This is a genomic window from Oryzicola mucosus (genome assembly GCF_014534685.1).
GTDB lineage: Bacteria > Pseudomonadota > Alphaproteobacteria > Rhizobiales > Rhizobiaceae > Oryzicola > Oryzicola mucosus.
Genome location: NZ_JACVVX010000001.1, coordinates 661,730 through 684,423, shown reverse-complemented (window position 1 = coordinate 684,423; position 22,694 = coordinate 661,730). Strand labels below are relative to the sequence as shown.

Here is a 22,694-nt window from a genome sequence, read left to right as displayed (position 1 = left end):
ATTGGCAGAATGTGCCTCACACAACAGCATCGTGCAACTGTCCAGCCGATCCGAGAGGCTTCCGGTGCGTCAGTTCGGCGGCGCGGGCTTTTCCTGACGCGCCCACCATGCTTCAAAGGCCAGAGCAGAGGAGACGGACATGCAGCAATCCATCGATATTCTGAAGAGCTGGCTCGAGCATCGCCGGCCGAAAATCGCTGTGGTGCTGGGCTCGGGGTTGGGCAGTCTGGCCGACGAAGTGGCGGACGCGATCAGCATTCCCTACAGCGAGATACCCGGGTTCCCCATCAGCGGCGTTACCGGCCATTCCGGCGAACTGCGTGTCGGCACGCTGTCGGGAACGCCGGTGATCGTGCTGTCGGGCCGGGCGCATTATTACGAGCACGGTAACGCCGCGGCCATGCGCCCGGCCTTGGAAATCCTCGCCGGCGTCGGCGTCGACACGCTATTTTTGACCAATGCCGCCGGCTCGCTGGAGACGGACATGCCGCCCGGATCGGTGATGCTGATCACCGACCACATCAATTTCTCCGGCTCCAATCCCCTGTTCGGCGAGCCATCCGACCGGCGCTTCGTCGGCCTGACGCAAGCCTATGATCCGGATCTGTCGGAACGCCTCGAGCGGGCGGCTAAGGAGACGGACACCGAACTGCACAAGGGGGTCTATATGTGGTTCTCCGGGCCGTCCTTCGAGACACCGGCGGAAATCCGTATGGCTGGTGTGTTCGGCGCCAATGCGGTCGGCATGTCGACCGTGCCGGAGGTGATCATCGCGCGCTTTCTCGGCATGCGGGTGGCGGCCTGTTCGGTTATCACCAACCTTGCTGCCGGCATGACGGGCGGCGAGCTGTCGCATCAGGAAACCAAGGATATGGCGCCCTTGGGCGGCAAACGGCTCGCTTCTATCCTCAAGACCGCCATCGGCGGTCTGGGCTGATTCAGGCTCGATAGGCGTCGCGCGGAAGCTCCGACAAAACCTCGGCCCGGTTGCCGCGCAGGATGACGATCTCCTCCAGCCTCAGGCCGAAACGGCCGGCGAGATAGATGCCCGGTTCGATGGAAAACACGTTGCCTTCCTCAAGGATGGTTTCCGACGTTGCGGTGACGTAGGGCGGCTCGTGGATGTCGATGCCCAGCCCGTGGCCGGTGCGGTGCAGGAAGAAGTCGCCATAGCCGGCTTCGGCAATGACATCGCGCGCTGCTTTGTCGACCTCGTTGGCGGCAACGCCCGGCCTTGCTGCCGCAATCGCAGCTTCCACCGCACGCTCGAGCACTGCATGCACCTCATCGAAACCTTCGGGAGGCGTTCCAACCACGGCGACGCGTGTCATGTCGCTGGGATAGCCATTGCTGCGCCCGCCAATGTCGATCAGCACGGCCTCGTTATTGCCCAGCACTCTGTCGCCGGTATGATGGTGCGGAAAGGCGCCGTTTTCGCCGAAGCAGACGCTGGTGAATTCGGCGGTCGCACCGTTGGCCGCATAATAGGCGCGCACCACGGCGGCGATGTCGAGTTCGGTGACGCCGGGCTTCAGCGCAGCGAAGGCTGCGCGCATCGCGCCGTCGTTGATGAGGGCATTGGCCCTCAGGGATTGATATTCACTGTCGTCTTTCTGCGCGCGCAGATAACCGACTGTGTCGTCCGTGAACTTGCGTCTGGCGTTTGGCAGGGCGTCGAGAACCAGAAGCGCGAAGTCGGCGCGCATGGTCTCGTCGATGGCGAGCGACGGCTTTTCGGAAATGCCTGAAGCCTGGAATAGCGCAGCCAGCGCATCGTCGGGCCCTTCGCTGTCTGTCCAGGGATAAAACGGCAGGTCGGTATGCTGGCGCGAACTGTCGACGTTCAGCGCCGGCATCAGGAAGCCGGCATGGCCCTGGCTGACGATCAGCAAAACAGGGCGCTCGTCGCCATGCGGCGACAGGTCGGCCAGCCATTTCATGTGCGAGGAGGGGCCGAGCACGACAAGGTCGGTTTCGGTCGCGACCATGCGCTCGCGCAGGCGGGTCATTCTCTGTTCGGTGATCGACAACATCGTTTCTCAAACCCTTTTTCGAGCCCATTACCTTCTACCCCACCCTCTTCACAAGGCGATACGAAATGAAGAGTGTGAAACGGCACGCAATAAAATTTGACTTGGAAAATCAAGTTTATTCAAACTATGTTGATTTGACCGTCATCGATGCATCCGGCGTTTAGAAGCGCGCCGAAAAGTCGAAGACTTTCCGGACGTTATCGTTTTGACGAAAACCCGGCCGGCCAGCGCATCCTCCCAAGGCGCCGGCTGGCCGAGAGAACCGGAGATTAGTGTGAGCATTTCGACGACAGGTGCAGACCGTCGCCTTTTCATCCCTGCGCTGCGCGGGCTTTATAGCAACCTCCATGATGGCGCCGAGACGCTGTTGCGCGTCGTTGCCGGTGGCGCTCTGGTCATTCATGGCGCGCCCAAGATCATCGACCCCTTCGGCGCCACCGGCATGGTCGAGAGCCTTGGCTTCTATCCCGGCGTGCTGTGGGCGCCGCTCCTGGCCATCACCGAATTCTTCGGCGGCATCCTGCTGATCCTCGGCCTGTTCACGCGGCCGGCGGCTCTTGCCGCCACTTTCGTGCTGCTGGTCACGGTGTGGTTCCACTGGATTACGCAGGGACAGGGCTATAGCGGCGCGGAGAAGTCTATTCTCTGGGCGGCGATCCTGTTGTTCTTCTTCGTGCGCGGCGGCAACCGTCATTCGGTAGACGCCCGCATCGGCAAGGAATTCTAAGTCTACCGCCACGCCCGCGGTCTTCAGGCCGCGGGCGGAATGCTCTGGTGGAACCGGAAGATATTGTCCGGGTCGTAGCGTTTCTTGATCTTTTGCAGCCGCGCGAAATTCTGCCCGTAATAGGCCTGCTGCCAGTTCGGCTGGTCGCGGTTGGGGAAGTTGACATAGGCGCTGGGCAGCAAAAAGCGCTGCATATCGGCGACGTAGTCTTTGAGCCAGCCGCGCTGGCGGTCGACCGTCTCGGGACTGTCGAGCGGACCCCATGCGGTTTCCATTTCGAACAGAAAGTTGCAATCGCGGTGGACATAGGCCGTCTCGTCGGGACGCTTGTTCTTGACCGCCCCACCGGATGCGAAGAAGACACCCATATTGACCTGACGCACCGAGCCGCCGGGCCATTTCGACATCCAGCGCAGCATGGTCTCCAGCCCGTCCTCATTGAGACGGTCGGAGATGTAGTTGGCTCGGATTTCGTAAAACCCGATTGGATCGTCCGTCACCAGATAATCGCGGGCGCTCCAGTACTGCATCGTGTTGATTTCGCTGCTATGCGGCTTAAGCAGGGCGAAGGCCGGCTGCAGTATTTCGTGCAATTCGCTTTCCTTGCCCCAGTAGATGCCGAGCGTCTGCGCGCCCAGCGTCTCGATGCCCGGAAACGCCATATTGGTCGCGGGCGTCATCTTGCTGCGCATCGAAATCGTCGTGGCGTTGGCAAGCTGGATGTCCTGCAGCATCGACATCATCTCGACGCCCTTGCCGCCCGGCCAGAAGATGTTGAAGGTGACCAGGTCGTGCACCGGGCGCAGCTTGAAGGTAAAAGCGGTGTGGACGCCGAAATTGCCGCCGCCGCCGCCGCGCGCCGCCCAGAACAGATCGCTCGCCTCGTTCTCGCTGGCGGTGATCCTGTCGCCATTGGCCAGCACGACTTCGGTGGACAGCAGGCTGTCGCAGGTCATGCCCGCATGGGTGGCCGAAAAGCCCCAGCCGCCGCCGAGAACCAGTCCGCCGACGCCCACTGTGGGGCATCGTCCCGAGGGGATGGCGAAGGGCAGCCCGCGCAAGGCGCCGGCGCTGCCCTCGTTGTTGACGCCGCCCTGCAGGGTCGCCGTGCCGTTCTGGAGGTCGATGCTCGAGCCCTTCAGGCCTTTCAGGTCGATCAAGAGTCCGTCCGTCGTCGAGTAGCCGGCATAGGAATGGCCTCCCGAGCGGATGGCGAAAGGCTGTTCGTTGTCGCGTGCCCACGCGATGCAGGCCTGAACGTCCTGCGCATCGGCACAACGGGCGATGGCTTTGGGCAGAACGCCGGACCAGCGCGCATTGTTCGGCATCGCCGCAAACGTATAGGCATAGTCGTCGGGCAGCAACAGCCGGCCCTTGAGGCCTTTTCCGAGGCTTTCCAACCCTCTTTGAACGTCGCCGGCGACATCGCGCGCCCGGGCAAAATTCAGGCCGAGGCTGCCCGCTGCGAGACCCGCGGCCCCGCCCATGAGAAAGGTACGCCTGGTCGTCGTCATCCGCAGTCTCCGCTATCCTTCAGGAGCATCAAGCATGGGCATGGTTAAAGCGAGGTTGAGCGGCTGCGGACTGCGGCAAACTATGTCGATGAGCGACGCTGCGTCGCTCTTTGCCTTTTGCCAGAAAGCGACTAAGAAACGCTGACATCCCAGCCATGCTAGCGCCGGAGCCAGCGATGACCGAAATACTCCAGACCCCCCAGATCGTGACCGTGTTCGGCGGTTCCGGTTTCGTCGGCCGCCATGTCGTGCGCGCGCTGGCCAAGCGGGGCTATCTGGTGCGCGTCGCCTGCCGCCGGCCGGAACTGGCCAATTTCCTCCAGCCGCTCGGCAATGTCGGCCAGATCCAGCCGATCCAGGCCAATGTGCGGGTGCGCTGGTCTGTCGACCGCGCGGTGCAGGGCGCGACCCATGTCGTCAACCTCGTCGGCATCCTGCATGAGGCCGGTCGCCAGAAATTCTCCTCGGTGCAGGAATTCGGCGCCCATGCGATTGCCGAGGCGGCCCGCTCCGTCGGCGCGCAATTCACCCATGTGTCGGCCATCGGCGCCGATGCGCATTCCGAGTCCCTCTACGCCCAGACCAAGGCGCGCGCCGAAAAAGCCGTTCTGCACACCCTGCCGGACGCCGTGATCCTGCGCCCATCCATCGTTTTCGGCCCCGAGGACGCCTTCTACAACCGCTTTGCCAATATGGCGCGTTTCTCGCCGGCACTGCCTCTGATCGGCGGCGGCGAGACCAAGCTGCAGCCAGTCTTCGTCGGCGACGTCGCCGAAGCGGTGGTGCGCTCGGTGCAGGGCAAGCTCGAAGCCGGCAAGACCTACGAGCTTGGCGGCCCCGACGTCAGGACCTTCCGCGAATGCCTTGAACAGATGCTGGAGATCACCGGCCGCAAGCGGCTTTTGGTTGTTCTGCCGTGGTCGCTCGCCAATCTTAAGGCGTCGATCCTGCAGCTTCTGCCCAATCCATTGCTGACCAAGGATCAGGTCGCACTGCTGAAGACCCACAATGTCGTGTCCGGGCATGCCATCAAGGCCGGTCTGACGCTTGATGGCATGGGCCTGGAGCCGCGCAGCACGGCTGCGATCCTGCCGTCCTATCTCTGGCGCTACCGCCTGGCCGGACAGTTCACGCAGAAGACCGAGGCTTGATCACGGACTAGCTGGGCCTGCTCCGTCCTTGACGGTGATCCATCTGGGTAAGCCGCTCGCGCGGCTTCGTCATTCGCGGGTGAAGTCGAGCGAAGCGTGGTTGAAAACCCGGGAATCCATTCGTTACGCTGATGCCTTCGCAGTGCAGGCCGAACTATGGCACCGCCACCCTCGTCCGCAAGGTCACGGCATGATACTATGGTCGCGCGCGGCTACGCCTTGCTTGCCATAGTATGACGAAAGCGCGGTGGTGCGCCGCTCACCCCCAGATGAGCAGCGCGATCAGGCCCACGCCACCAACAAGAAGCCGCCACCAGCCGAACAGCGCGTAGCCGTGCCGCGAGACGTAATTGAGCAGGTGCTTGACCACGAACAGGCCGGACACGAAGGCGGCGATGAAGCCGACGACGATGATGGTGATGTCGGAATTCGACAAGGCGTCGTGGTTCTTGAGAAGGTCGTAGGCGAAGGCTCCCGCCATGGTCGGCATGGCGAGAAAGAAGGAAAACTCCGCGGCGGAGCGTTTATCGGCGCCGAGAAGCAGCGAACCCACGATTGTGGAGCCGGAACGCGAAACGCCCGGGATCATCGCCAGACATTGTATGAAGCCGATGCTCAGGCACATGGGCAGCGGAAAATCCATCGCATCGTGATATTTCGGCCGCAGCTGCAGGCGGTCGACATAGAGAAGGATGAAGCCGCCGACGATCAGCATGATGCAGATCAGCATCGGGGTTTCGAACAGCACAGACTTGATGAAATCATGCGCCAAAGCGCCGATCACGGCAGCCGGCAAAAACGCAACCAGAATGCCGAGCACGAAGCGGCGCGTGCGCGCATCGCTGGGCAAATTCGTCAGCATTTTCCACAGCTTGCCGAAATAGACGCTGAGGATGGCGAGAATGGCGCCGAGCTGGATCAGCACCTCGAACGCCTTGCCGGTGGATTCAAAACCCAGGAAATGCCCCGCCAGCAGGATATGCCCGGTCGAGGACACCGGAATGAACTCCGTCAGCCCCTCCAACAGGCCCAGCAGGAGGGCTTCAACGATCGTCTGGCTTTCCATATTGTCTCCGCGCAATGCCGCGCTTGCTTGTCATGACGCCCGACTGCTCCTATAGGTCTTGCGCCGGGCACCGTCTAAACGGGTTGCAAAGCATTACCGGCGCATGATGCGATTCGCCAGAGCCGCAGACTTCAAATACCACGCAGGGCCATGCTGACGCTTTTCCACCACCCGCTTTTTGCGACATGCCGTTTCATTCGCCTGGTATTCGGCGAGTATGGCGAGGAAATCGCACTCATTGAGGAAAAGCCCTGGACCCGGCGCAAGGAATTCCTGGCGCTGAACCCCGCAGGCACTCTGCCGGTGCTCCTGGCCGAGGGCGACGTGCCCATCGTAGGCGCCATGACCATCGCCGAATATCTCGACGAGACGCGCGGCGTGCTCAAGCGCGACCGGCGGCTGTTCGCAGAGGACCCGATGGACCGGGCCGAAATCCGCCGGCTGGTCGACTGGTATCTGACCAAGACGGAAAGCGAAGTCTCCCGGCATCTGGTGCGCGAGCGCGTGCTGAAGCCGCTGATGCCAGAGGCCCTGGGGGGCGGCTCGCCCGATTCGGGCGCCATCCGCGCTGCCCGGTCCAACATCCGCCAACACATGAAATACACCAACTGGCTCGCCGGCACGCGCCATTGGCTGGCCGGGGCGCGCATCACCTATGCCGACCTGGCCGCGGCCGCTTCCATCTCCGTGCTCGACTATCTCGGCGAGGTCGACTGGCGCGACCATCCCGCCGCGCGCGAATGGTACACGCGGGTCAAGTCCCGACCCTCCTTCCGCCCGCTGCTGTCCGACCGGGTGCGTGGGCTTTCGCCGGTGTCGCACTATGCGGACCTCGACTTCTGAGGCGCGGCTGCGCGCGCTGATCGACAACGAGGCCGCGCGTGCGGGGTTCGACGCTGTCGGCGTGGTGAGACCCGATGCCATCCCGCAAGCCCCCGAACGGCTCAGGCAGTTCGTCGCGGACGGGTTTCACGGCTCCATGGACTGGATCACCGAGACGCTGGAGCGCCGCGCGCAGCCTTCCGTGCTGTGGCCCGAGGTGCGGTCCATCGTCGTGCTCGGCATGAATTACGGCCCCGACCACGATCCGCGCGGCATCCTGGCGCACAAGGGGATCGGAGCGATTTCCGTCTATGCCCGCAACCGCGACTATCACGACGTCATCAAGGGCAGGCTCAAGGACATCGCCGGCAAGATCGTGGCGCGCGCCGGCGGCGACGTGAAGGTTTTCGTCGACACCGCACCCGTGATGGAAAAGCCCCTGGCACAGGCGGCCGGCCTGGGCTGGCAGGGCAAGCACACCAATCTGGTCAGCCGTAACCTCGGCTCCTGGCTGTTTTTGGCCACCATCTTCACCACAGCGGAATTGGAACCCGATGAGGCCGATGTCGACCGCTGCGGCTCGTGCCGCGCCTGCCTCGACGCCTGCCCGACCAACGCATTTCCGGCTCCTTATCGGATCGATGCGCGGCGCTGCATCTCCTACCTCACCATCGAGAACAAGGGTCCGATACCGCAGGAATTTCGCGCAGCCATCGGCAATCGGATTTATGGCTGCGACGATTGCCTTGCAGCCTGCCCCTGGAACAAGTTCGCCAAAACCGCCTCGGAGGCGAAACTCATCGCCCGTGACGATCTGCGCGAACCGGCGCTGGCGGATCTGCTGACACTGGACGATGCGGCGTTCCGGGCGCTGTTTTCCGGCTCGCCGATCAAGCGCATCGGCCGCGACCGCTTTCTGCGCAATGTGCTGATTGCCGCCGGCAATTCCGCCGATGCGGGCCTGCTCTGCGCCTGCCGAGACCTGTTGTCGGACCCGTCGTCACTCGTGCGCGGCGCTGCGATCTGGGCAGTCGCGCGGCTCGACGCCGACCTTGCCACAAGCCTTTGCGTGCCCGCTATCGTGGAAGAAACCGACCCGGACGTTCTGGCGGAATGGCGCAGCATTTCCTCCCTCTCGAAAGTTCATGCATGAGTGTTTTTGTGTTCGGCGCCGGTTATTCCGGCAAGGCATTCGGCCGTCAGGCTCCCGAGGGTGTTGTCGTCCACGGCACGACGCGCTCTGCCGAGAAGGCCGAAGCCTTGAGGCAGGCTGGCATTGCGCCGCTGATCGTCGATGGTGCGCTGGATGCGGCTGCAATAGAGGTGTTGAAGGATGCAACGCATCTTCTGGTGTCAGCGGCGCCCGGCGATGAAGGCGACCCGCTTCTGGCAATGGCAGGCGCCATAGTGCCATCCTCCATACCCAGGCTCGAATGGATCGGCTATCTCTCCACTGTCGGCGTCTATGGCGACCACGCCGGCGCTTGGGTGGACGAGACTGCGGAATGCCGGCCGACCTCGCGGCGCTCGACATTGCGCGTCGCGGCAGAGCGGCAGTGGCTCGACCTGGGCGACAAGGCGGGAATACCTACGGCAATCTTGAGGCTTTCCGGCATTTATGGGCCGGGCCGCAATGCCCTTGTCAATCTCCAGAACGGTACGGCCAAGCGGCTGGTGAAGCCCGGCCAGGTGTTCAACCGTATTCATGTCGAAGACATCGCGGGCGCTGCCTGGCATCTGCTCGGCAAACGCAAAGGCGGGGTGTTCAACGTCACCGACGACCTGCCCGCGCCGCCGCAGGATGTTGTATCTTACGCGGCTGAACTGATGGGCATCGCCCCGCCGGCTGAAATTGCTTTCGAGACCGCCCAACTTTCGCCCATGGCGCGGTCTTTCTATGGCGAGAACAAACGCGTTTCGAACGCGGCGATCAAGGCAGAAGGCTATGCATTCCGCTTTCCAGATTATCGCATCGCGCTTAACGCGCTGTGGCGCGACGGGACCTGGAAAGGCGAGGGCGGCGACGAGCGCAGCGCAATGCGGGAAGGCTGACTGTGTGTCGATAAATGTGATCGACCATTCCGGTGTCCATTTACTTCTCGCTAACCAAGCGGTCCCAAAGCTTGGGCGATAAGGCAAGATGGAAAGGCATCGCTTCGGCGAAGCCGGCAAGACGAACGGTGAGCAGATGAGACAGTGGATGCGCAAAATCGTGGGCACGGCAGCCGCGCTGCTTGCTGCCGGGACGATGATCGCCGCCGAACTGCCCGCCGCACAGTCCGAGGAACTGGCCAAAAACCTGTTCGGGGCAGAGCGCCTGCCGTCTGTCGCACCCGCGCGATCCTATGGGTTTTATTCGAAAGGCTGTTTTTCCGGCGGCTTGGCGATTGCCACCGACGGGCCGACCTGGCAGGCGATGCGGCTGTCGCGCAACCGACGCTGGGGCCACCCCACGATGATAGCGTTGATCGAGCAACTGTCCCGCGATGCGACCAAGGTGGGTTGGCCGGGTCTGATGCTGGGCGATATCTCACAGCCGCGCGGCGGACCCATGCTGTCCGGCCATGCCTCGCACCAGATCGGTCTCGACGCCGATATCTGGTTTACGCCCATGCCCAACCGCAGGCTTTCGCTCTCCGAACGCGAGAACATGCCTGCCGTGTCGATGATCAAAAAGGGCGGGCTCACCGTCGACGACAGGTTGTGGACACCGGCGCATGCGTCACTTCTGAAGACCGCTGCGAGCTATCCGCAGGTAGAGCGCATTCTGGTACATCCCGGCATCAAGAAAAAACTCTGCGACACCGTAAAGGGCGACCGAAGCTGGCTGCAGAAGGTCCGGCCGTTCTGGGGGCACGACTATCATTTCCATGTCCGCATCGGCTGCCAGCCCGGCTCCATCGGTTGCAAGGCGCAGGCTGCCACGGCAGCCGGCGACGGCTGCGACAAGTCGCTCGCCTGGTGGTTCACCGAAGAACCCTGGCGCCCCAACCAGAACCCCGATGCGCCCAAGGCGCGCGACCTGATGACGATGTCGAGCCTGCCCAAGGAATGCCGCGCCGTGCTGGGGCAGCCCAATCCCGTTTCCGAGGCGGCGGTAACTTACCCGGTCAACGGCATGGCAACCACTGTTGCTGCCAGCCCGGCGCAACCGGTCATCCAGCCGCCCGCGTCGGTCGGCGCGGCATCGGCTGCATCCTTGCCCGCCGGCATCTCCGCTTTCGCACCGACGCCGGACTATGGCGTCCCGCTGCCCCGTCCGCGCCCCCCGCAGCAGTGACCTGCGACCGGCGTGTCGCAAGGGCGAACTGCCTTTGCACAAGTGCCGATTTGAAAGCAGTCGGCCGGGCTGCGCTCCGGATGCCGTGATGGAGTGCGCCGGTGTCGTCTCCTCCGGTTCAAGCCGCCTGCGCCATCCTGTCCGCCGCCATGCGGTAGGAAATCGCCTCGGCCAAATGGATGCGACCGACCGTCTCAGCACCGTCGAGGTCGGCGAGCGTTCGCGCGACTTTGAGGACGCGGTGATAGGCGCGAGCGGAAAAGCCGAGCTTTTCGCTGGCATCGCGCAGCAGCGCGAGCCCAGGCCCATCGGGCAGCGCGATCTCCTCCACCGCACCCGTTGGGCATTGCGCATTGGTCGTACAGTCGAGGCCGAGCGCCTCGAAGCGCGCCCGCTGCATCGACCGCGCCTGGGCTACCCGCGCCGCCACGACCGCACTCGCCTCGGCCTTGCCCGGCCGGATCAGGTCGGAGGCCGAAACGGCGGGCACCTCGATGCGGAGGTCGATGCGGTCGAGCATCGGTCCGGAAATCCGCGCCTGATAATCTGTCTGGCAACGCGGCCCGCGCAGGCAGCGGAAGCCGGGTTCGCCGGCCATGCCGCAGCGGCACGGATTCATCGCGGCGATAAGCTGGATGCGCGAGGGATAGGTGACGCGGTGGTTGGCGCGCGCGATCATGCAGTCGCCGGTTTCCAGCGGCTGGCGCAGCGAATCCAGCACCTGCGGCGTGAATTCCGGAAACTCGTCGAGGAACAGCACGCCATTATGCGCGAGCGATACCTCGCCAGGCCGTGCCCTGAGCCCGCCGCCGACCATCGCAGCCATGGAGGCGGAATGATGCGGCGCACGAAACGGCCGCCGGTCGGTCAGCTTGCCGCCGGAAAGCTCGCCCGCGATGGAAGCGATCATCGAGACTTCGAGCAGTTCGCGCGGCGTCAAGGGCGGCAGGATCGATGGAAGACGCTGTGCCAGCATGGATTTGCCGGAGCCTGGAGGCCCGACCATCAGAAGGTTATGCCCGCCGGCGGCTGCCACCTCGAGTGCGCGCTTGGCGCTTTCCTGGCCCTTGATGTCGGCGAGATCGGGCAGGCCGATGGCGGGCGCCTGCACGCCCGGTTCGGGCCGTGACAGCACCTGCGTGCCGCGAAAATGATTGGCGATGGCGATCAGGCTGCGCGGCGCCAGAATGTCGATGTCCGCGCCCGCCCAAGCGGCTTCCGCTCCCGATGCATGCGGGCAGATCAAGCCCTTGCCTTCCGCATTGGCGCCGATGGCAGCGGGCAGCGCACCCGCGACGGGCGTCAGCGTTCCGTCGAGCGACAGTTCGCCGAGCACGACATAGCCCGCCAGCGCGTCGCCCGGCAGCGCGCCGAGTGCCGCCATCAGCCCGAGCGCGATGGGCAGATCGTAATGGCTGCCTTCCTTGGGCAGGTCTGCGGGAGCGAGATTGACCGTCACCTTCTTTGGCGGCATCGACAGGCCGGACGCGTGAAGGGCGGCCTGCACCCGCTCGCGGCTTTCGGCCACCGCCTTGTCGGGCAGGCCGACGATGTGCATGCCCACCTTGCCCGGCGCGATCATCACCTGAACGTCGACGGGAACAGCCTCGATGCCTTGGAATGCAACCGTGCGTACGCGCGAGACCATGCCGCCCCCATTCGGGCGCCCTACTCGCCCGCGATCAGATCATGGATGAACCGAGCCCAAGACAAGCATAGATTGCAGGAATGCGCAAGAACATTAAGAGAACATTCTTGCCGGCTTCCGCTGTCAGCCTCGCTTTGCCTCCACCGCGTCCCAGAACAGGGCTGCGATATCGGCGCCGCCGAATTTCTTGACCTCGCGCACGCCGGTGGGCGAGGTGACGTTGATCTCGGTCATGTAGTCGCCGATCACGTCGATGCCGACGAGGATGAAGCCGCGCTCCTTCAGCGAGGGGCCGATACGGGCGCAGATCTCGCGCTCGCGCTGCGTCAGTTCGGTCTTTTCGGCACGGCCGCCCGCATGCATGTTGGAGCGCGCATCGTGCTCCGCCGGCACGCGGTTGATGGCGCCGACGGGCTCGCCGTCGATCAGGATGATGCGCTTGTCGCCGGCGCGCACCTCCTTGAGGTAGCGCTGCACGATGAAGGGTTCGCGGAACATCTGGCCGAACATTTCCAGCAGCGAGGACAGGTTGCGGTCGGCCTCGTGCAGGTGGAAGATGCCGGCGCCGCCATTGCCGTAGAGCGGCTTGATGATGATGTCGCCGAACTCCTTGCGGAACGCGGCCACCTCGCGCACATCCTTGGTGATCAGCGTCTCGGGCATCAGGTCGGCGAATTCGGTGACGAAGATCTTTTCCGGGCTGTTGCGCACCCAGGCCGGGTCGTTGACCACCAGCGTCTTTGGGTGGATGCGCTCCAGAATATGGGTGGTGGTGATGTAGTTCATGTCGAAGGGCGGATCCTGGCGCAGCAGCACCACGTCCATCTCCGACATGTCGGTGCGCACCGGCTCGCCGAGGGTGAAGTGGTCGCCCTTGACGTCGCGCAGTTCGAGCGTCTCCAGCCGCGCGAAAACCTTGCCGTCGCGCAGCGAGAGCCGATCGGGCGTGTAGTGGAACAGCTGGTGGCCGCGCCGCTGCGCCTCGAGCGAAAGCGCGAAGCTGGTGTCGCCGGCAATAGAGATGGTGGAAACATGGTCCATCTGGACGGCGACTTTGAGCAGCATGGTAAACTCCGGCTAAGCAGGGTCTGAATAATCTCGGTCAACGGCATGTATAGATTCCGTGGCCGGATGCCAATGCGGATCGTGTGGCGACGACGATCGCGCTTTACAGAGGCAACGCCTCCCCCTACCGGTAGGGAGAGCGCCGAGGGAACAAGAATGCCGGCACCGGGTTCGATGATGCATCTGCTGCGGCTGACCAGCCCGAGCCTGCCGGTCGGCGCTTTCTCCTATTCGCGTGGGCTGGAAAGTGCCGTCCAGCACGGCTGGGTGAAGGACGAGGAATCGGCGCGGGCGTGGATTCTCGGCGTGCTGGAACACAGTTTTGCAGCCTTCGACGGCGCGATTCTGCTCAGGATGATGACGGCGCTCGCTGCCGGCGATGTCGGCGCATTCCGGCGGCTGGACGCCTGGCTGGCGTCGGGCCGCGAGAGCCGCGAGCTGCAATTGGAAGACCGGCGCATGGGCGCGGCACTGTTGCAGCTGCTGATCGATCTCGACGTGACGCGGGCGAAGGATTGTTCGAACGACCAGCTCGGCTATACCGCCGCTTTCGCGCTTGCCGCCGACCACTGGGCGCTACCGGTCGGCGAGGCGCTGCGCGGGCTGATGTGGAGCATGGTGGAAAGCCAGGTCGCGGCCGCGATACGGCTCGTGCCGCTCGGCCAGACGGCCGGACAGCGCATCCTGATTGCCGCGGATGCGGTGCTTGAGCGCGCCGCTACTCATGCGGAAAACCTGCCGGACGACGCGGTCGGCAATGCCGCGATCGGCATGGCCATGGCCAGCGCCTGGCATGAGACGCAGTACAGCCGACTGTTCCGGTCCTGAAGGCCGGGGTCGATGCGGTCGCTCATCAGGCCCGTCGGGCCGCCTTCTTCCCGGGAGCGGTGAGACGAAACGAATAGATCAGAACAAAAAGTACCGCTGCGTCATGGGCAGGGCTTCAGCCGGTTCGCAGGTGATGATCTGACCGTTGACGCGAACCTGATAGTTCTGCGGATCGACTTCGATTTTCGGCGTCAGCGCATTGTGGATCATGTCCTTCTTGCGCACGGTGCGGGTGCCGCGCACGGCCACGAGCTGTTTCTGCAGCCTGAGCTTGTCGCGGATGCCGTCGTCGAGTGCTGCCTTGGACACGAAAGTGACGCCGGTCGATGACCGCGCACGGCCGAGCGCGCCGAACATCGGACGGTAATGCACCGGCTGCGGCGTCGAGATCGAGGCGTTGGGATCGCCCATGGGGGCGGTGGCAATCATGCCGCCAAGGATGACCATATGCGGCTTGACGCCGAAGAAGGCCGGCTTCCACAGCACCAGGTCGGCGCGTTTCCCAACCTCGACCGAACCGATCTCATGGGCGAAGCCATGGGTGATGGCAGGGTTGATCGTGTATTTGGCGATGTAGCGCTTGGCGCGGAAATTGTCGTTGCGAGCGCTGTCCTCGGCGAGCGGGCCGCGCTGCACCTTCATCTTGTGGGCGGTCTGCCAGCAGCGCAGCGCGGTCTCGCCGATGCGGCCCATGGCCTGGGAATCCGACGACATCATCGAAAACGCGCCGAGATCGTGCAGGATGTCCTCGGCGGCGATCGTCTCCTTGCGGATGCGCGATTCGGCGAAGGCGACGTCCTCGGGAATGTTGGTCGACAGGTGGTGGCACACCATCAGCATGTCGAGATGCTCGTCGATGGTGTTGATGGTGTAGGGCCGGGTCGGATTTGTGGAAGAGGGCAGAATGTTCTCTTCGCCCGCCGCCGTGATGATGTCGGGCGCATGGCCGCCGCCCGCGCCTTCGGTGTGGAAGGAATGGATGGCGCGGCCCTTCATGGCGGCGAAGGTGTCGCGCACGAAGCCGCTTTCGTTGAGTGTGTCGGTGTGGATCGCGACCTGCACGTCTTCCTCGTCGGCGACGGTCAGGCAGTTGTCGATGGCCGCGGGCGTGGTGCCCCAGTCCTCGTGCAGCTTGAGGCCGATGACACCGGCACGCACCTGTTCGCGCAGCGGCTCCGGCAGGCTGGCATTGCCCTTGCCGAGCAGGCCGACATTGATCGGCAGGTCCTCTATGGCCTCCAGCATGCGGTGGATGTGCCAGGTGCCGGGCGTCACCGTGGTGGCGAGCGTGCCGACCGACGGGCCGGTGCCGCCGCCCACCAGCGTGGTGGTGCCTGTGGTCAGCGCTTCCTCGGCCTGTTGCGGACAGATCAGGTGGATGTGGGTGTCGATGGCGCCGGCGGTCAGGATCTTGCCTTCGCCGGCAATGACGTCGGTGCCGGGGCCGATGACGATGGTCACGCCCGGTTGGATATCGGGATTGCCGGCCTTGCCGATGCCCACGATGCGACCGTTCTTGATGCCGACATCCGCTTTGACGATGCCCCAATGGTCGAGAATGACGGCGTTGGTGATGACGGTGTCGACGACATCGGCGATGAGCCGCTGGCTCTGGCCCATGCCGTCGCGGATCACCTTGCCGCCGCCGAAGGTGACTTCGTCGCCATAGCTGGTGTGGTCGTGCTCGACCTCGATGATCAGGCTGGTGTCGGCAAGCCTGATGCGGTCGCCTGTGGTTGGGCCATAAAGGTCGGCATAGGCACGCCGTGTGATAGTGACCATGTCAGTTCTCCAGCTTGCCCATGATTTTTGCATTGAAGCCGTAGACCGTGCGGTCGCCGGCCAAGGCGACGAGGGTGACGCTGCGCTCCTGCCCCGGCTCGAAGCGCACGGCGGTGCCGGCGGGAATGTCGAGCCTGAAGCCCTTGGCTTGCTCCCGATCGAACACCAGACCGCTGTTGGTCTCGTAGAAATGGTAGTGCGAGCCGACCTGGATGGGCCGGTCGCCGGAATTGGCGACGGCGACGCTGCGCTTCTCGCGCCCCGCATTCAGCTCGATTTCGCCGTCCTCGATGAAGAATTCGCCCGGTATGATGGCAGTGGTCATGGGTCGGCCCTCACGGAATGGGGTTGTGAACGGTTACGAGCTTGGTGCCGTCCGGAAACGTCGCCTCGACCTGGATGTCGTGGATCATCTCGGGGATGCCTTCCATTACGTCGTCGCGGGTCAGGAGCGTCGCGCCATAGGACATCAGCTCGGCAACCGTCCTGCCGTCGCGCGCGCCTTCCATGATGGCGGCCGAGATGTAGGCGATGACCTCCGGATAGTTCAGCTTCACACCGCGCGCCTTGCGGCGTTCGGCAAGAAGACCTGCGGTGAAGATCAGAAGCTTGTCCTTCTCGCGCGGCAACAATTCCATAACAGGCTCCTCTTCGAATGGTTACGTGGCCCAGATGCGCGGCGGGCAGGACGGCTTGTCCTGCAGGGCGCGGCGCATCGCATCCCAGGCATGGGCAAACAGCGCCTTGGCCGCGGCCGCCTGCGGGCCCAGATAGCGGCAGACCAGAACGTCGTCGAGCCGGCTGACCGAAAACAACCCGTCTTTGACCTGGCCGACGGCGGCCCGCACCTGGTCGGCGACGGTGTCGTCCAGGTCGGTGCTGGCGCAGATCATGGTGCCGAAGACGGTCTGGCCTGCCAGCGCATAGGGTGCGGCCAGCATCGGCGAGCCGCCATCGAGCCGGATGCGTTCGAACCAGATCGGGCGGCCGTCGCGGATGATCTCGATGCGCTGGGTGACGCTGCCGCTGTCGAACGCCTCCTTGGCGGCCGGACGGCCGAGGCAGACGATATCCCAGCCTATATAGGTCGCATTGCCTTCAAGTGAAACCAGCGTTTCCAGCGCGGCTTGGGCGCCGGAAAAGACGATGGTCTCTTGCGGAAGGTATTCGCATACGCCGCCCGACGCGACCGTGACCGTGTTGCATTGCGACGCCCCGGTGGCGCTGCGGTAGAATTTGGCCGCACCCGGCGTCGTCAGCACGCAGCGCGCGTCGCTGGCTAAGGTGAAGCGCAGGTCGAGGCGGTCGCCGCCTGCCACGCCGCCGGGCGGATGCAGCACATAGACGTGGCAGGTGCCGTCGTTTTCGGGATGGAAGGGGCGTTGCACCATCAACGGGCCGCGATGATGCCTGCGCATCAGCCGCGTCGCGCCGTGCGACCGCTCGAACTCCAGGGCGAGTTCAGCATCCCAGCCCTTCTGGTCGTCGAACGACAAGGGCAAACCAACCTTGGCGGCGGTCGAGAAGCCCGATCGATCTGCCGAAATAAGGGTCATGGGATCCGAATGCGACGACAATGATGAATCAAGCGGCAGTATTCCGCCTGTGACTATATTCAGAGCATTCCTGGCGCAAGAGTGCAACCTCGCCGATGCGGCGAGGTTGCTTGGAGATGGTATTCAGGCCCCTGTCGGTCTCAGTAGGGAACGCAGGGTCAGCCGACGAAGGCGCGCTCGACCACGAAGGTGTTGGGATGGTTCAGCGAACCCTCCTCGAAGCCACGGCTTTCGACCAGTTCCTTGACGTCCTTCAGCATGTGCATGGAGCCGCAGATCATGACCCGGTCGGTTTCGGGATTCAACGGCGCGATGCCGAGGTCGGTGTAGAGCTTGCCCGAGTCGATGAGCGCGGTGATGCGGCCCATGCGCGGCGATTCTTCGCGCGTCGTCGAGTTGTACAGCGTTACGCGGCCATGCGTCAGTTCGCCGATCAGCGGATCGTTGGCGAGGTCGGCAACAAGCTCCTGTCCGTATTTCAGTTCAGCCACCTCGCGGCAGGTGTGGGTGAGGATGACCTGTTCGTAGCGCTCATAGGTGTCGGGGTCGCGCAAAAGGCTGGCGAAGGGCGCGATGCCGGTGCCGGTGGAGATCATGAACAGGCGCTTTCCCGGCGTCAGCGCGTCGAGCACCAGCGTTCCGGTCGTCTTCTGGCGCAGCAGCAGCGTGTCGCCCGGCTGGATTTTCTGCAGTTCCGAAGTCAGCGGGCCGTCCGGCACCTTGATGGAGAAGAATTCCAGTTCCTCATCCCAGGACGGGCTGGCGATGGAGTAGGCGCGATAGACCGGTTTTTCGGCGTTCGGCAGGCCGATCATAACGAATTCGCCCGAGCGGAAGCGCAGCGACTGCGGCCGCGTCACGCGGAACGAGAACAGATGATCGGTGTAATGCGTCACCGACACGATTTTTTCGGCATAGACATTGGCCGGGATCGGGAATTTTGGCGACCGGTCTTCGGCCACGCTCTGGGCAGGCAATCCGCTCATGAAAACCTCTCGCCCGGCATCAGCCGGGCCACGCGTCGCAGCTTCTGCGCGCTCACTTCGACAACGGTAAGGGAAGACCCTTTTGGCTGCGTTGTAATTAGTATGTCGCGGGCATCAGCGTCAAGGTGAGGAAAGGAAACAGGTTTTCGTGGATTATCTGGGAAGCGCTGTTTTATTGCCGCGATTCGCCGGCATGCAGAACAAACTTGGATTGTGGTTCTAAACAGAGCCGTATCTGGCGATATGATGCTGGCGTGCGATGCTTTAGGTTTGGTTCTCACATTTACCGCTATAGATTGTTGAGACGGCTCGCTTTTCCGATTCCACAAGGACCAGCTGATGGTTCCCAGCTCATCGCTCACCGCCCCCCTCAAGCAGGCCACCTTTCGCAATCTCTGGAGCGCGACGCTGGTCTCCAATCTCGGTGGCCTGATCCAGGGCGTCGCGGCCGGCTGGACGATGACGATGCTGACCAGTTCGTCCGATCTCGTCGCCTTGGTGCAGGCGGCGACGACCTTGCCGATCATGCTGTTTTCCATTGCCGCCGGCGCGCTGGCCGACAGCGTCGACCGGCGTCGCGTCATGCTGACGGCACAGACGCTGATGATGGCGATCTCGATCGGCCTCGCCGTCTGCGCCTGGCAGGGATTGCTGACGCCCTGGCTGCTTCTTGCCTTTACCTTCCTGATCGGTTGCGGCACGGCTTTGCACAATCCGTCCTGGCAGGCCTCGATGGGCGATATCGTCAAGCGCGAGGATATTCCTTCCGCCGTCACGCTCAACAGCATGGCCTTCAACCTGATGCGCAGCGTCGGCCCGGCAATCGGCGGCCTGATCGTGGCGACCGTGGGCGCGGCGGCGGCTTTTGCGGTCAACGCGTTCACCTACATCCCTCTGCTGGCGGCGCTGACCCTCTGGAAGCGTCCGGTGGTCAAGAACACGCTGCCGCGCGAGGCGTTGGGCAGCGCCATGGCAGCCGGGCTTCGCTACATCGCCATGTCGCCGAACCTGATCAAAGTGCTGTTTCGCGGTTTCGCCTTCGGCATGACCGCGATTGCAGTGGTCGCACTGCTACCTCTCGTCGCCCGCGATCTCGTCGAGGGCGGCGCGCTGACCTATGGCATCATGCTCGGCTGCTTTGGCGCGGGTGCTATCGGCGGGGCCTTTTCCAACGGCTGGATTCGCGATCGGCTGCAGAACGAGACCATCGTGCGCTGCGGCTTTGTCGGCTTTGCCGCTGCAGCCCTGCTTATCGCCTGGAGCGGGCAGACATGGCTCACCTGCCTTGCGCTTGTTCCCGCCGGCGCCTGCTGGGTTCTCACCTTGTCGCTCTTCAACGTGACCGTGCAACTGTCGACGCCGCGCTGGGTGGTGGGCCGCGCCCTGTCGCTTTATCAAACCGCCACATTTGGCGGCATGGCCGGGGGCGCCTGGCTTTGGGGCACTTTGGCGGAAGCGCATGGGGTTTCGCCGGCCCTGGTCATGTCCGCCGTGTCGCTGGTCGCAGGGGCTGCAATCGGGGTGAGTTTCGCTTTGCCGGAACTGGGAAAACTCAACCTCGATCCGCTCGACCGCTTCAGCGAGCCGATCCTGCGCTTGGACCTCAAGCCCCGAAGCGGACCGATCATGGTCATGGTCGACTATGAAATCGCCCAGGAAGATGTGCCCGCTTTCCTCGCCGCCATGTCCGACCGGCGCCGCATCCGCATCCGCGACGGCGCGCGACAATGGGCCTTGCTACGCGACCTTGAAAACCCGGAAATCTGGACCGAGACCTATCATGTCCCGACCTGGGTGGAATACATCCGCCACAATACGCGGCGGACCCAGGCCGATGCCGAATCCGCCGAACGGCTGCGCGCGCTGCATCGTGGCGAACAGGTGCGCGTCCATCGCATGATCGAGCGCCAGACGGTGCCGCTGCATGACGACATGCCGCTCAAGTCCGTGCACGACCACCCGCATTGATCGTCAGAGGGCCTGCAGTTCCCGGCGATGCCGGTGCATGGCGAGGAACACCTTGTAATCTCTGTCGTATGCGGCCTTTCGGAATGGGTCGGCTGTTAGAACCTGCTGCGGCGGGAGCATCGCCTTGCAGGCCGAGGCGAGGTCATCGAACCAGCCGCTTGCCGAAGCGGCGTTCATCGCAGTGCCCAACAGCACGGCGTCTTCCGAGCCGCAGGTGCTGACGGCGATGGTGGTCGCGTCGGCATAGAGCTCCATCAGCAGCGGGTTGCGGGTGTGGCCGCCGGTCACATGAAGCATCTCGATGTGATGGCCGCTGGCTTCCATATGCTCGACGATATGGCGTATGCCGAGCGCTATCGCCACGGCCGTGCGCCAGTAGACTGCGCACAGCGCATCGAAGGACGCGTCGAGCGTCAGGCCGGAGACCACGCCCCGTGCGTGCGGGTCGGCGAAGGGTGAGCGGTTGCCGTGAAAATCCGGCAGGACGTGAAGGTCCGCGGCGAACTCCGGATTATCTCCGCGCAACGCCTTGATGCGGGCGATGATCGCGGCGTGCCGCTCAGGCGACGGTTCGCCGCCGGCGCCATGCAAGCGGATGACATGGTCGAGCAGCGCGCCGGTGGCCGATTGACCGGCCTCGGAAATCCACAGGCCGGGCAAGGCCGCTCCGACATAGGGGCCCCACATGCCGGCGGCGCGGATTTCCTCGGCGGAAAAGCTCATGACGCAGCTCGACGTGCCGGCGATCAGGGCCATATGGCCTTGCGCATGGCGGTCGACATGCCCTCCGATCACGCCCAGCGCACCGGCGAAGGCATCGATCATGCCGGTGGCGACCGCGCATTGCGTGTCCAATCCCAGCGCGTCCGCCGCCTCGGGCGAAAGCGTGCCGAGGGACGCGCCAACCGGGGAGACCTGGTCGGGCAGGCCGCCGCGACGGCGCATGTCTTCCAGCCCCACCGCCTCGAAGAAATCGGCCTTCCAGCCGCCGTCATGCGGCAGATACGTCCATTTGCAGGTCAGCGTGCATTGCGAGCGCGCGGTGCTGCCCGTCGCCTTCCAGGTGAGAAAATCGGCGAGGTCGAAGAAGTGGCCGGCCTGCTGCCAGATGGCGGGCAGATGCCGTTTGAGCCACATCAGTTTCGGCGTCTGCATTTCCGGCGACATCGCTCCGCCGATGAAGTCGAGCACCGGATGCCGCGTGGCGGTGCAGGCGTCGGATTCGCCAAGCGCCCTGTGGTCAAGCCAGACCAACGTATCCCAGCCCTCTTTGCCGTCGGCAGCGACACTGAGCGGGCGGCCATCCCCGTCGAGAACCACCAGCGAGCAGGTGGCGTCGAAGCCGATGCCGGCTATCTCGGAGGCTGCGACGCCAGCCCGTTCGCGCGTCGACCGCACCGCCTTGCAGACCGCACTCCATATGTCTTCGGAACTGTGTTCGGCGTGATCGGGCAGCGGCTTGCGGATGGCGATTGCATGCTCGGCGCGCGCCAGCATGTGGCCGCTTTTATCGAAGATGCCGGCGCGGGCGCTGCCTGTACCCACGTCGACGGCGCAGACGTAAGGACGGCTCATCGCGGCGACGTCAGGCTGCGTGGCGCAGAAGCGACGGCAGCAGGCGCATGTCGTCGAAGATCAAGTCCGGGTGAAGCGGAGCCAAAGCGTTTCGGAGACCGCTGCGGTCGGCATGCGCACCGCCTGTGAAGGCAAAGACCTTCATGCCGGCACGCTGTGCCGCCTCGACGCCGGCGGGGCTGTCTTCGATCACCAGGCAGCGAGCGGGATCGCAGCCCATCGCCCCTGCGGCATGGAGAAAAAGATCGGGAGCCGGTTTGCCGTGTTTCACCATGCTCGAACTATACAGGTGCGGCGCGAGCCTTTCCAGTAGACCAGTGATCTCAAGCGATAGGGCAATGCGCTCGGGCTGGCTGGAGGAGGCCACGCAACGCGCCACGGTCAGCGTGTCCAGCGTTTCCGCAATGCCGGGAATGGGCATGAGTTCGTCCAGGAACCGTTCGTACAGCCGTAGCCGTATAGATTCGAGATGCAGCGGGGTGATCGCCAGCCCGAATTCGTCTTCCATGATGGCGGCAACCGACGCCATGGAGCGACCGAGGAAGCGGCTATAGGCGACATCCTCGCCAACCGGTACGCCTGCCTCGGCAAACACCTCCAGCAGGACTGCGACCGAGATTGGCTCGCTGTCGACAAGAACGCCGTCGCAGTCGAAGATCACCAGGTCGGGACCAGGCTTTCCGTCCATGACGA

Annotated in this window: 21 protein-coding genes; 9 read left to right on the top strand and 12 right to left on the bottom strand. The window is 63.9% G+C overall.

Going from position 1 to position 22,694, the window contains the following annotated elements; genetic code table 11:
* The first annotated feature begins 139 nt into the window (after nt 1–139).
* Entirely contained in the window at nt 140–937 is a 798-nt protein-coding gene (locus tag ICI42_RS03180) for a purine-nucleoside phosphorylase (RefSeq protein WP_188163066.1), read from the top strand.
* Between the two features lies 1 nt (nt 938).
* Here the strand turns inward: ICI42_RS03180 and ICI42_RS03175 are convergent, their stop codons facing one another.
* On the bottom strand, nt 939–2,009 hold the full coding sequence (locus ICI42_RS03175; protein ID WP_230980135.1) for a M24 family metallopeptidase: 1,071 nt from the start codon (nt 2,007–2,009) through the stop codon (nt 939–941).
* A gap of 298 nt (nt 2,010–2,307) precedes the next feature.
* On the opposite strand from ICI42_RS03175, the gene ICI42_RS03170 reads away from it, so the two are divergent.
* Nucleotides 2,308–2,760 (top strand): DoxX family protein, encoded by a 453-nt coding sequence (locus ICI42_RS03170; RefSeq protein ID WP_188163064.1) that lies wholly within the window; start codon nt 2,308–2,310, stop codon nt 2,758–2,760.
* A gap of 23 nt (nt 2,761–2,783) precedes the next feature.
* Here the strand turns inward: ICI42_RS03170 and ICI42_RS03165 are convergent, their stop codons facing one another.
* Nucleotides 2,784–4,274 (bottom strand): FAD-binding oxidoreductase, encoded by a 1,491-nt coding sequence (locus ICI42_RS03165; RefSeq protein ID WP_188163063.1) that lies wholly within the window; start codon nt 4,272–4,274, stop codon nt 2,784–2,786.
* Nucleotides 4,275–4,450: 176 nt separating this feature from the next.
* Here ICI42_RS03165 and ICI42_RS03160 point away from each other — a divergent pair, with 176 nt between their 5' ends.
* Entirely contained in the window at nt 4,451–5,425 is a 975-nt protein-coding gene (locus ICI42_RS03160; RefSeq protein WP_188163062.1) for a complex I NDUFA9 subunit family protein, read from the top strand.
* A gap of 259 nt (nt 5,426–5,684) precedes the next feature.
* On the opposite strand, the gene ICI42_RS03155 is transcribed toward ICI42_RS03160, so the two are convergent.
* On the bottom strand, nt 5,685–6,491 hold the full coding sequence (locus ICI42_RS03155; RefSeq protein WP_188163061.1) for an undecaprenyl-diphosphate phosphatase: 807 nt from the start codon (nt 6,489–6,491) through the stop codon (nt 5,685–5,687).
* Between the two features lie 150 nt (nt 6,492–6,641).
* Between ICI42_RS03155 and ICI42_RS03150 the strand changes: the two genes are divergently transcribed.
* The 4 genes from ICI42_RS03150 (at nt 6,642) to mepA (ending at nt 10,593) form a co-directional block, all read left to right on the top strand.
* Nucleotides 6,642–7,334, top strand: coding sequence for a glutathione S-transferase family protein (locus tag ICI42_RS03150; RefSeq protein WP_188163060.1), 693 nt, complete (start codon nt 6,642–6,644; stop codon nt 7,332–7,334).
* Complete coding sequence (gene queG, locus ICI42_RS03145; protein ID WP_188163059.1) at nt 7,315–8,466, top strand: tRNA epoxyqueuosine(34) reductase QueG; 1,152 nt, start codon at nt 7,315–7,317, stop codon at nt 8,464–8,466. The genes ICI42_RS03150 and queG overlap by 20 nt, the downstream gene beginning before the upstream one ends.
* Entirely contained in the window at nt 8,463–9,365 is a 903-nt protein-coding gene (locus ICI42_RS03140; protein WP_188163058.1) for an SDR family oxidoreductase, read from the top strand. Before queG ends, ICI42_RS03140 begins: the two co-directional genes overlap by 4 nt.
* 148 nt (nt 9,366–9,513) lie before the next feature.
* Entirely contained in the window at nt 9,514–10,593 is a 1,080-nt protein-coding gene (gene mepA / locus ICI42_RS03135) for a penicillin-insensitive murein endopeptidase (RefSeq protein ID WP_230980134.1), read from the top strand.
* Nucleotides 10,594–10,711: 118 nt separating this feature from the next.
* Here the strand turns inward: mepA and ICI42_RS03130 are convergent, their stop codons facing one another.
* Entirely contained in the window at nt 10,712–12,241 is a 1,530-nt protein-coding gene (locus ICI42_RS03130) for a YifB family Mg chelatase-like AAA ATPase (protein ID WP_188163057.1), read from the bottom strand.
* 123 nt (nt 12,242–12,364) lie between these two features.
* A complete protein-coding gene (gene gshB / locus ICI42_RS03125) occupies nt 12,365–13,306 on the bottom strand; it encodes a glutathione synthase (RefSeq protein ID WP_188163056.1) in 942 nt (313 codons plus the stop codon).
* A gap of 156 nt (nt 13,307–13,462) precedes the next feature.
* Between gshB and ICI42_RS03120 the strand changes: the two genes are divergently transcribed.
* The gene (locus tag ICI42_RS03120) at nt 13,463–14,134 is read left to right on the top strand and encodes an urease accessory protein UreF (RefSeq protein WP_188163055.1); all 672 of its coding nucleotides are present in this window, start codon (nt 13,463–13,465) and stop codon (nt 14,132–14,134) included.
* Nucleotides 14,135–14,212: 78 nt separating this feature from the next.
* Here the strand turns inward: ICI42_RS03120 and ureC are convergent, their stop codons facing one another.
* The 5 genes from ureC to ICI42_RS03095 all read right to left on the bottom strand — a co-directional run bounded on the left by ureC (nt 14,213) and on the right by ICI42_RS03095 (nt 18,458).
* Nucleotides 14,213–15,916, bottom strand: coding sequence for an urease subunit alpha (gene ureC / locus ICI42_RS03115; RefSeq protein ID WP_188163054.1), 1,704 nt, complete (start codon nt 15,914–15,916; stop codon nt 14,213–14,215).
* Nucleotide 15,917: 1 nt separating this feature from the next.
* Entirely contained in the window at nt 15,918–16,229 is a 312-nt protein-coding gene (locus ICI42_RS03110; RefSeq protein ID WP_188163694.1) for an urease subunit beta, read from the bottom strand.
* Between the two features lie 22 nt (nt 16,230–16,251).
* Nucleotides 16,252–16,554: an urease subunit gamma gene (gene ureA / locus ICI42_RS03105; protein ID WP_188163053.1), complete on the bottom strand. Its 303-nt coding sequence runs from the start codon at nt 16,552–16,554 to the stop codon at nt 16,252–16,254.
* A 21-nt stretch (nt 16,555–16,575) separates the two neighbouring features.
* Nucleotides 16,576–17,472, bottom strand: a complete 897-nt coding sequence (locus tag ICI42_RS03100) for an urease accessory protein UreD (RefSeq protein WP_188163052.1) — start codon at nt 17,470–17,472, stop codon at nt 16,576–16,578.
* A 158-nt stretch (nt 17,473–17,630) separates the two neighbouring features.
* Nucleotides 17,631–18,458 (bottom strand): ferredoxin--NADP reductase, encoded by an 828-nt coding sequence (locus ICI42_RS03095; RefSeq protein ID WP_188163051.1) that lies wholly within the window; start codon nt 18,456–18,458, stop codon nt 17,631–17,633.
* Nucleotides 18,459–18,797: 339 nt separating this feature from the next.
* On the opposite strand from ICI42_RS03095, the gene ICI42_RS03090 reads away from it, so the two are divergent.
* Complete coding sequence (locus ICI42_RS03090; protein ID WP_188163050.1) at nt 18,798–20,426, top strand: MFS transporter; 1,629 nt, start codon at nt 18,798–18,800, stop codon at nt 20,424–20,426.
* A gap of 3 nt (nt 20,427–20,429) precedes the next feature.
* On the opposite strand, the gene ICI42_RS03085 is transcribed toward ICI42_RS03090, so the two are convergent.
* Both ICI42_RS03085 and ICI42_RS03080 read right to left on the bottom strand, forming a co-directional pair.
* A complete protein-coding gene (locus ICI42_RS03085; RefSeq protein WP_188163049.1) occupies nt 20,430–22,001 on the bottom strand; it encodes an FGGY-family carbohydrate kinase in 1,572 nt (523 codons plus the stop codon).
* A 10-nt stretch (nt 22,002–22,011) separates the two neighbouring features.
* The gene (locus tag ICI42_RS03080; protein WP_188163048.1) at nt 22,012–22,689 is read right to left on the bottom strand and encodes an HAD family hydrolase; all 678 of its coding nucleotides are present in this window, start codon (nt 22,687–22,689) and stop codon (nt 22,012–22,014) included.
* Nucleotides 22,690–22,694 lie beyond the last annotated feature (5 nt).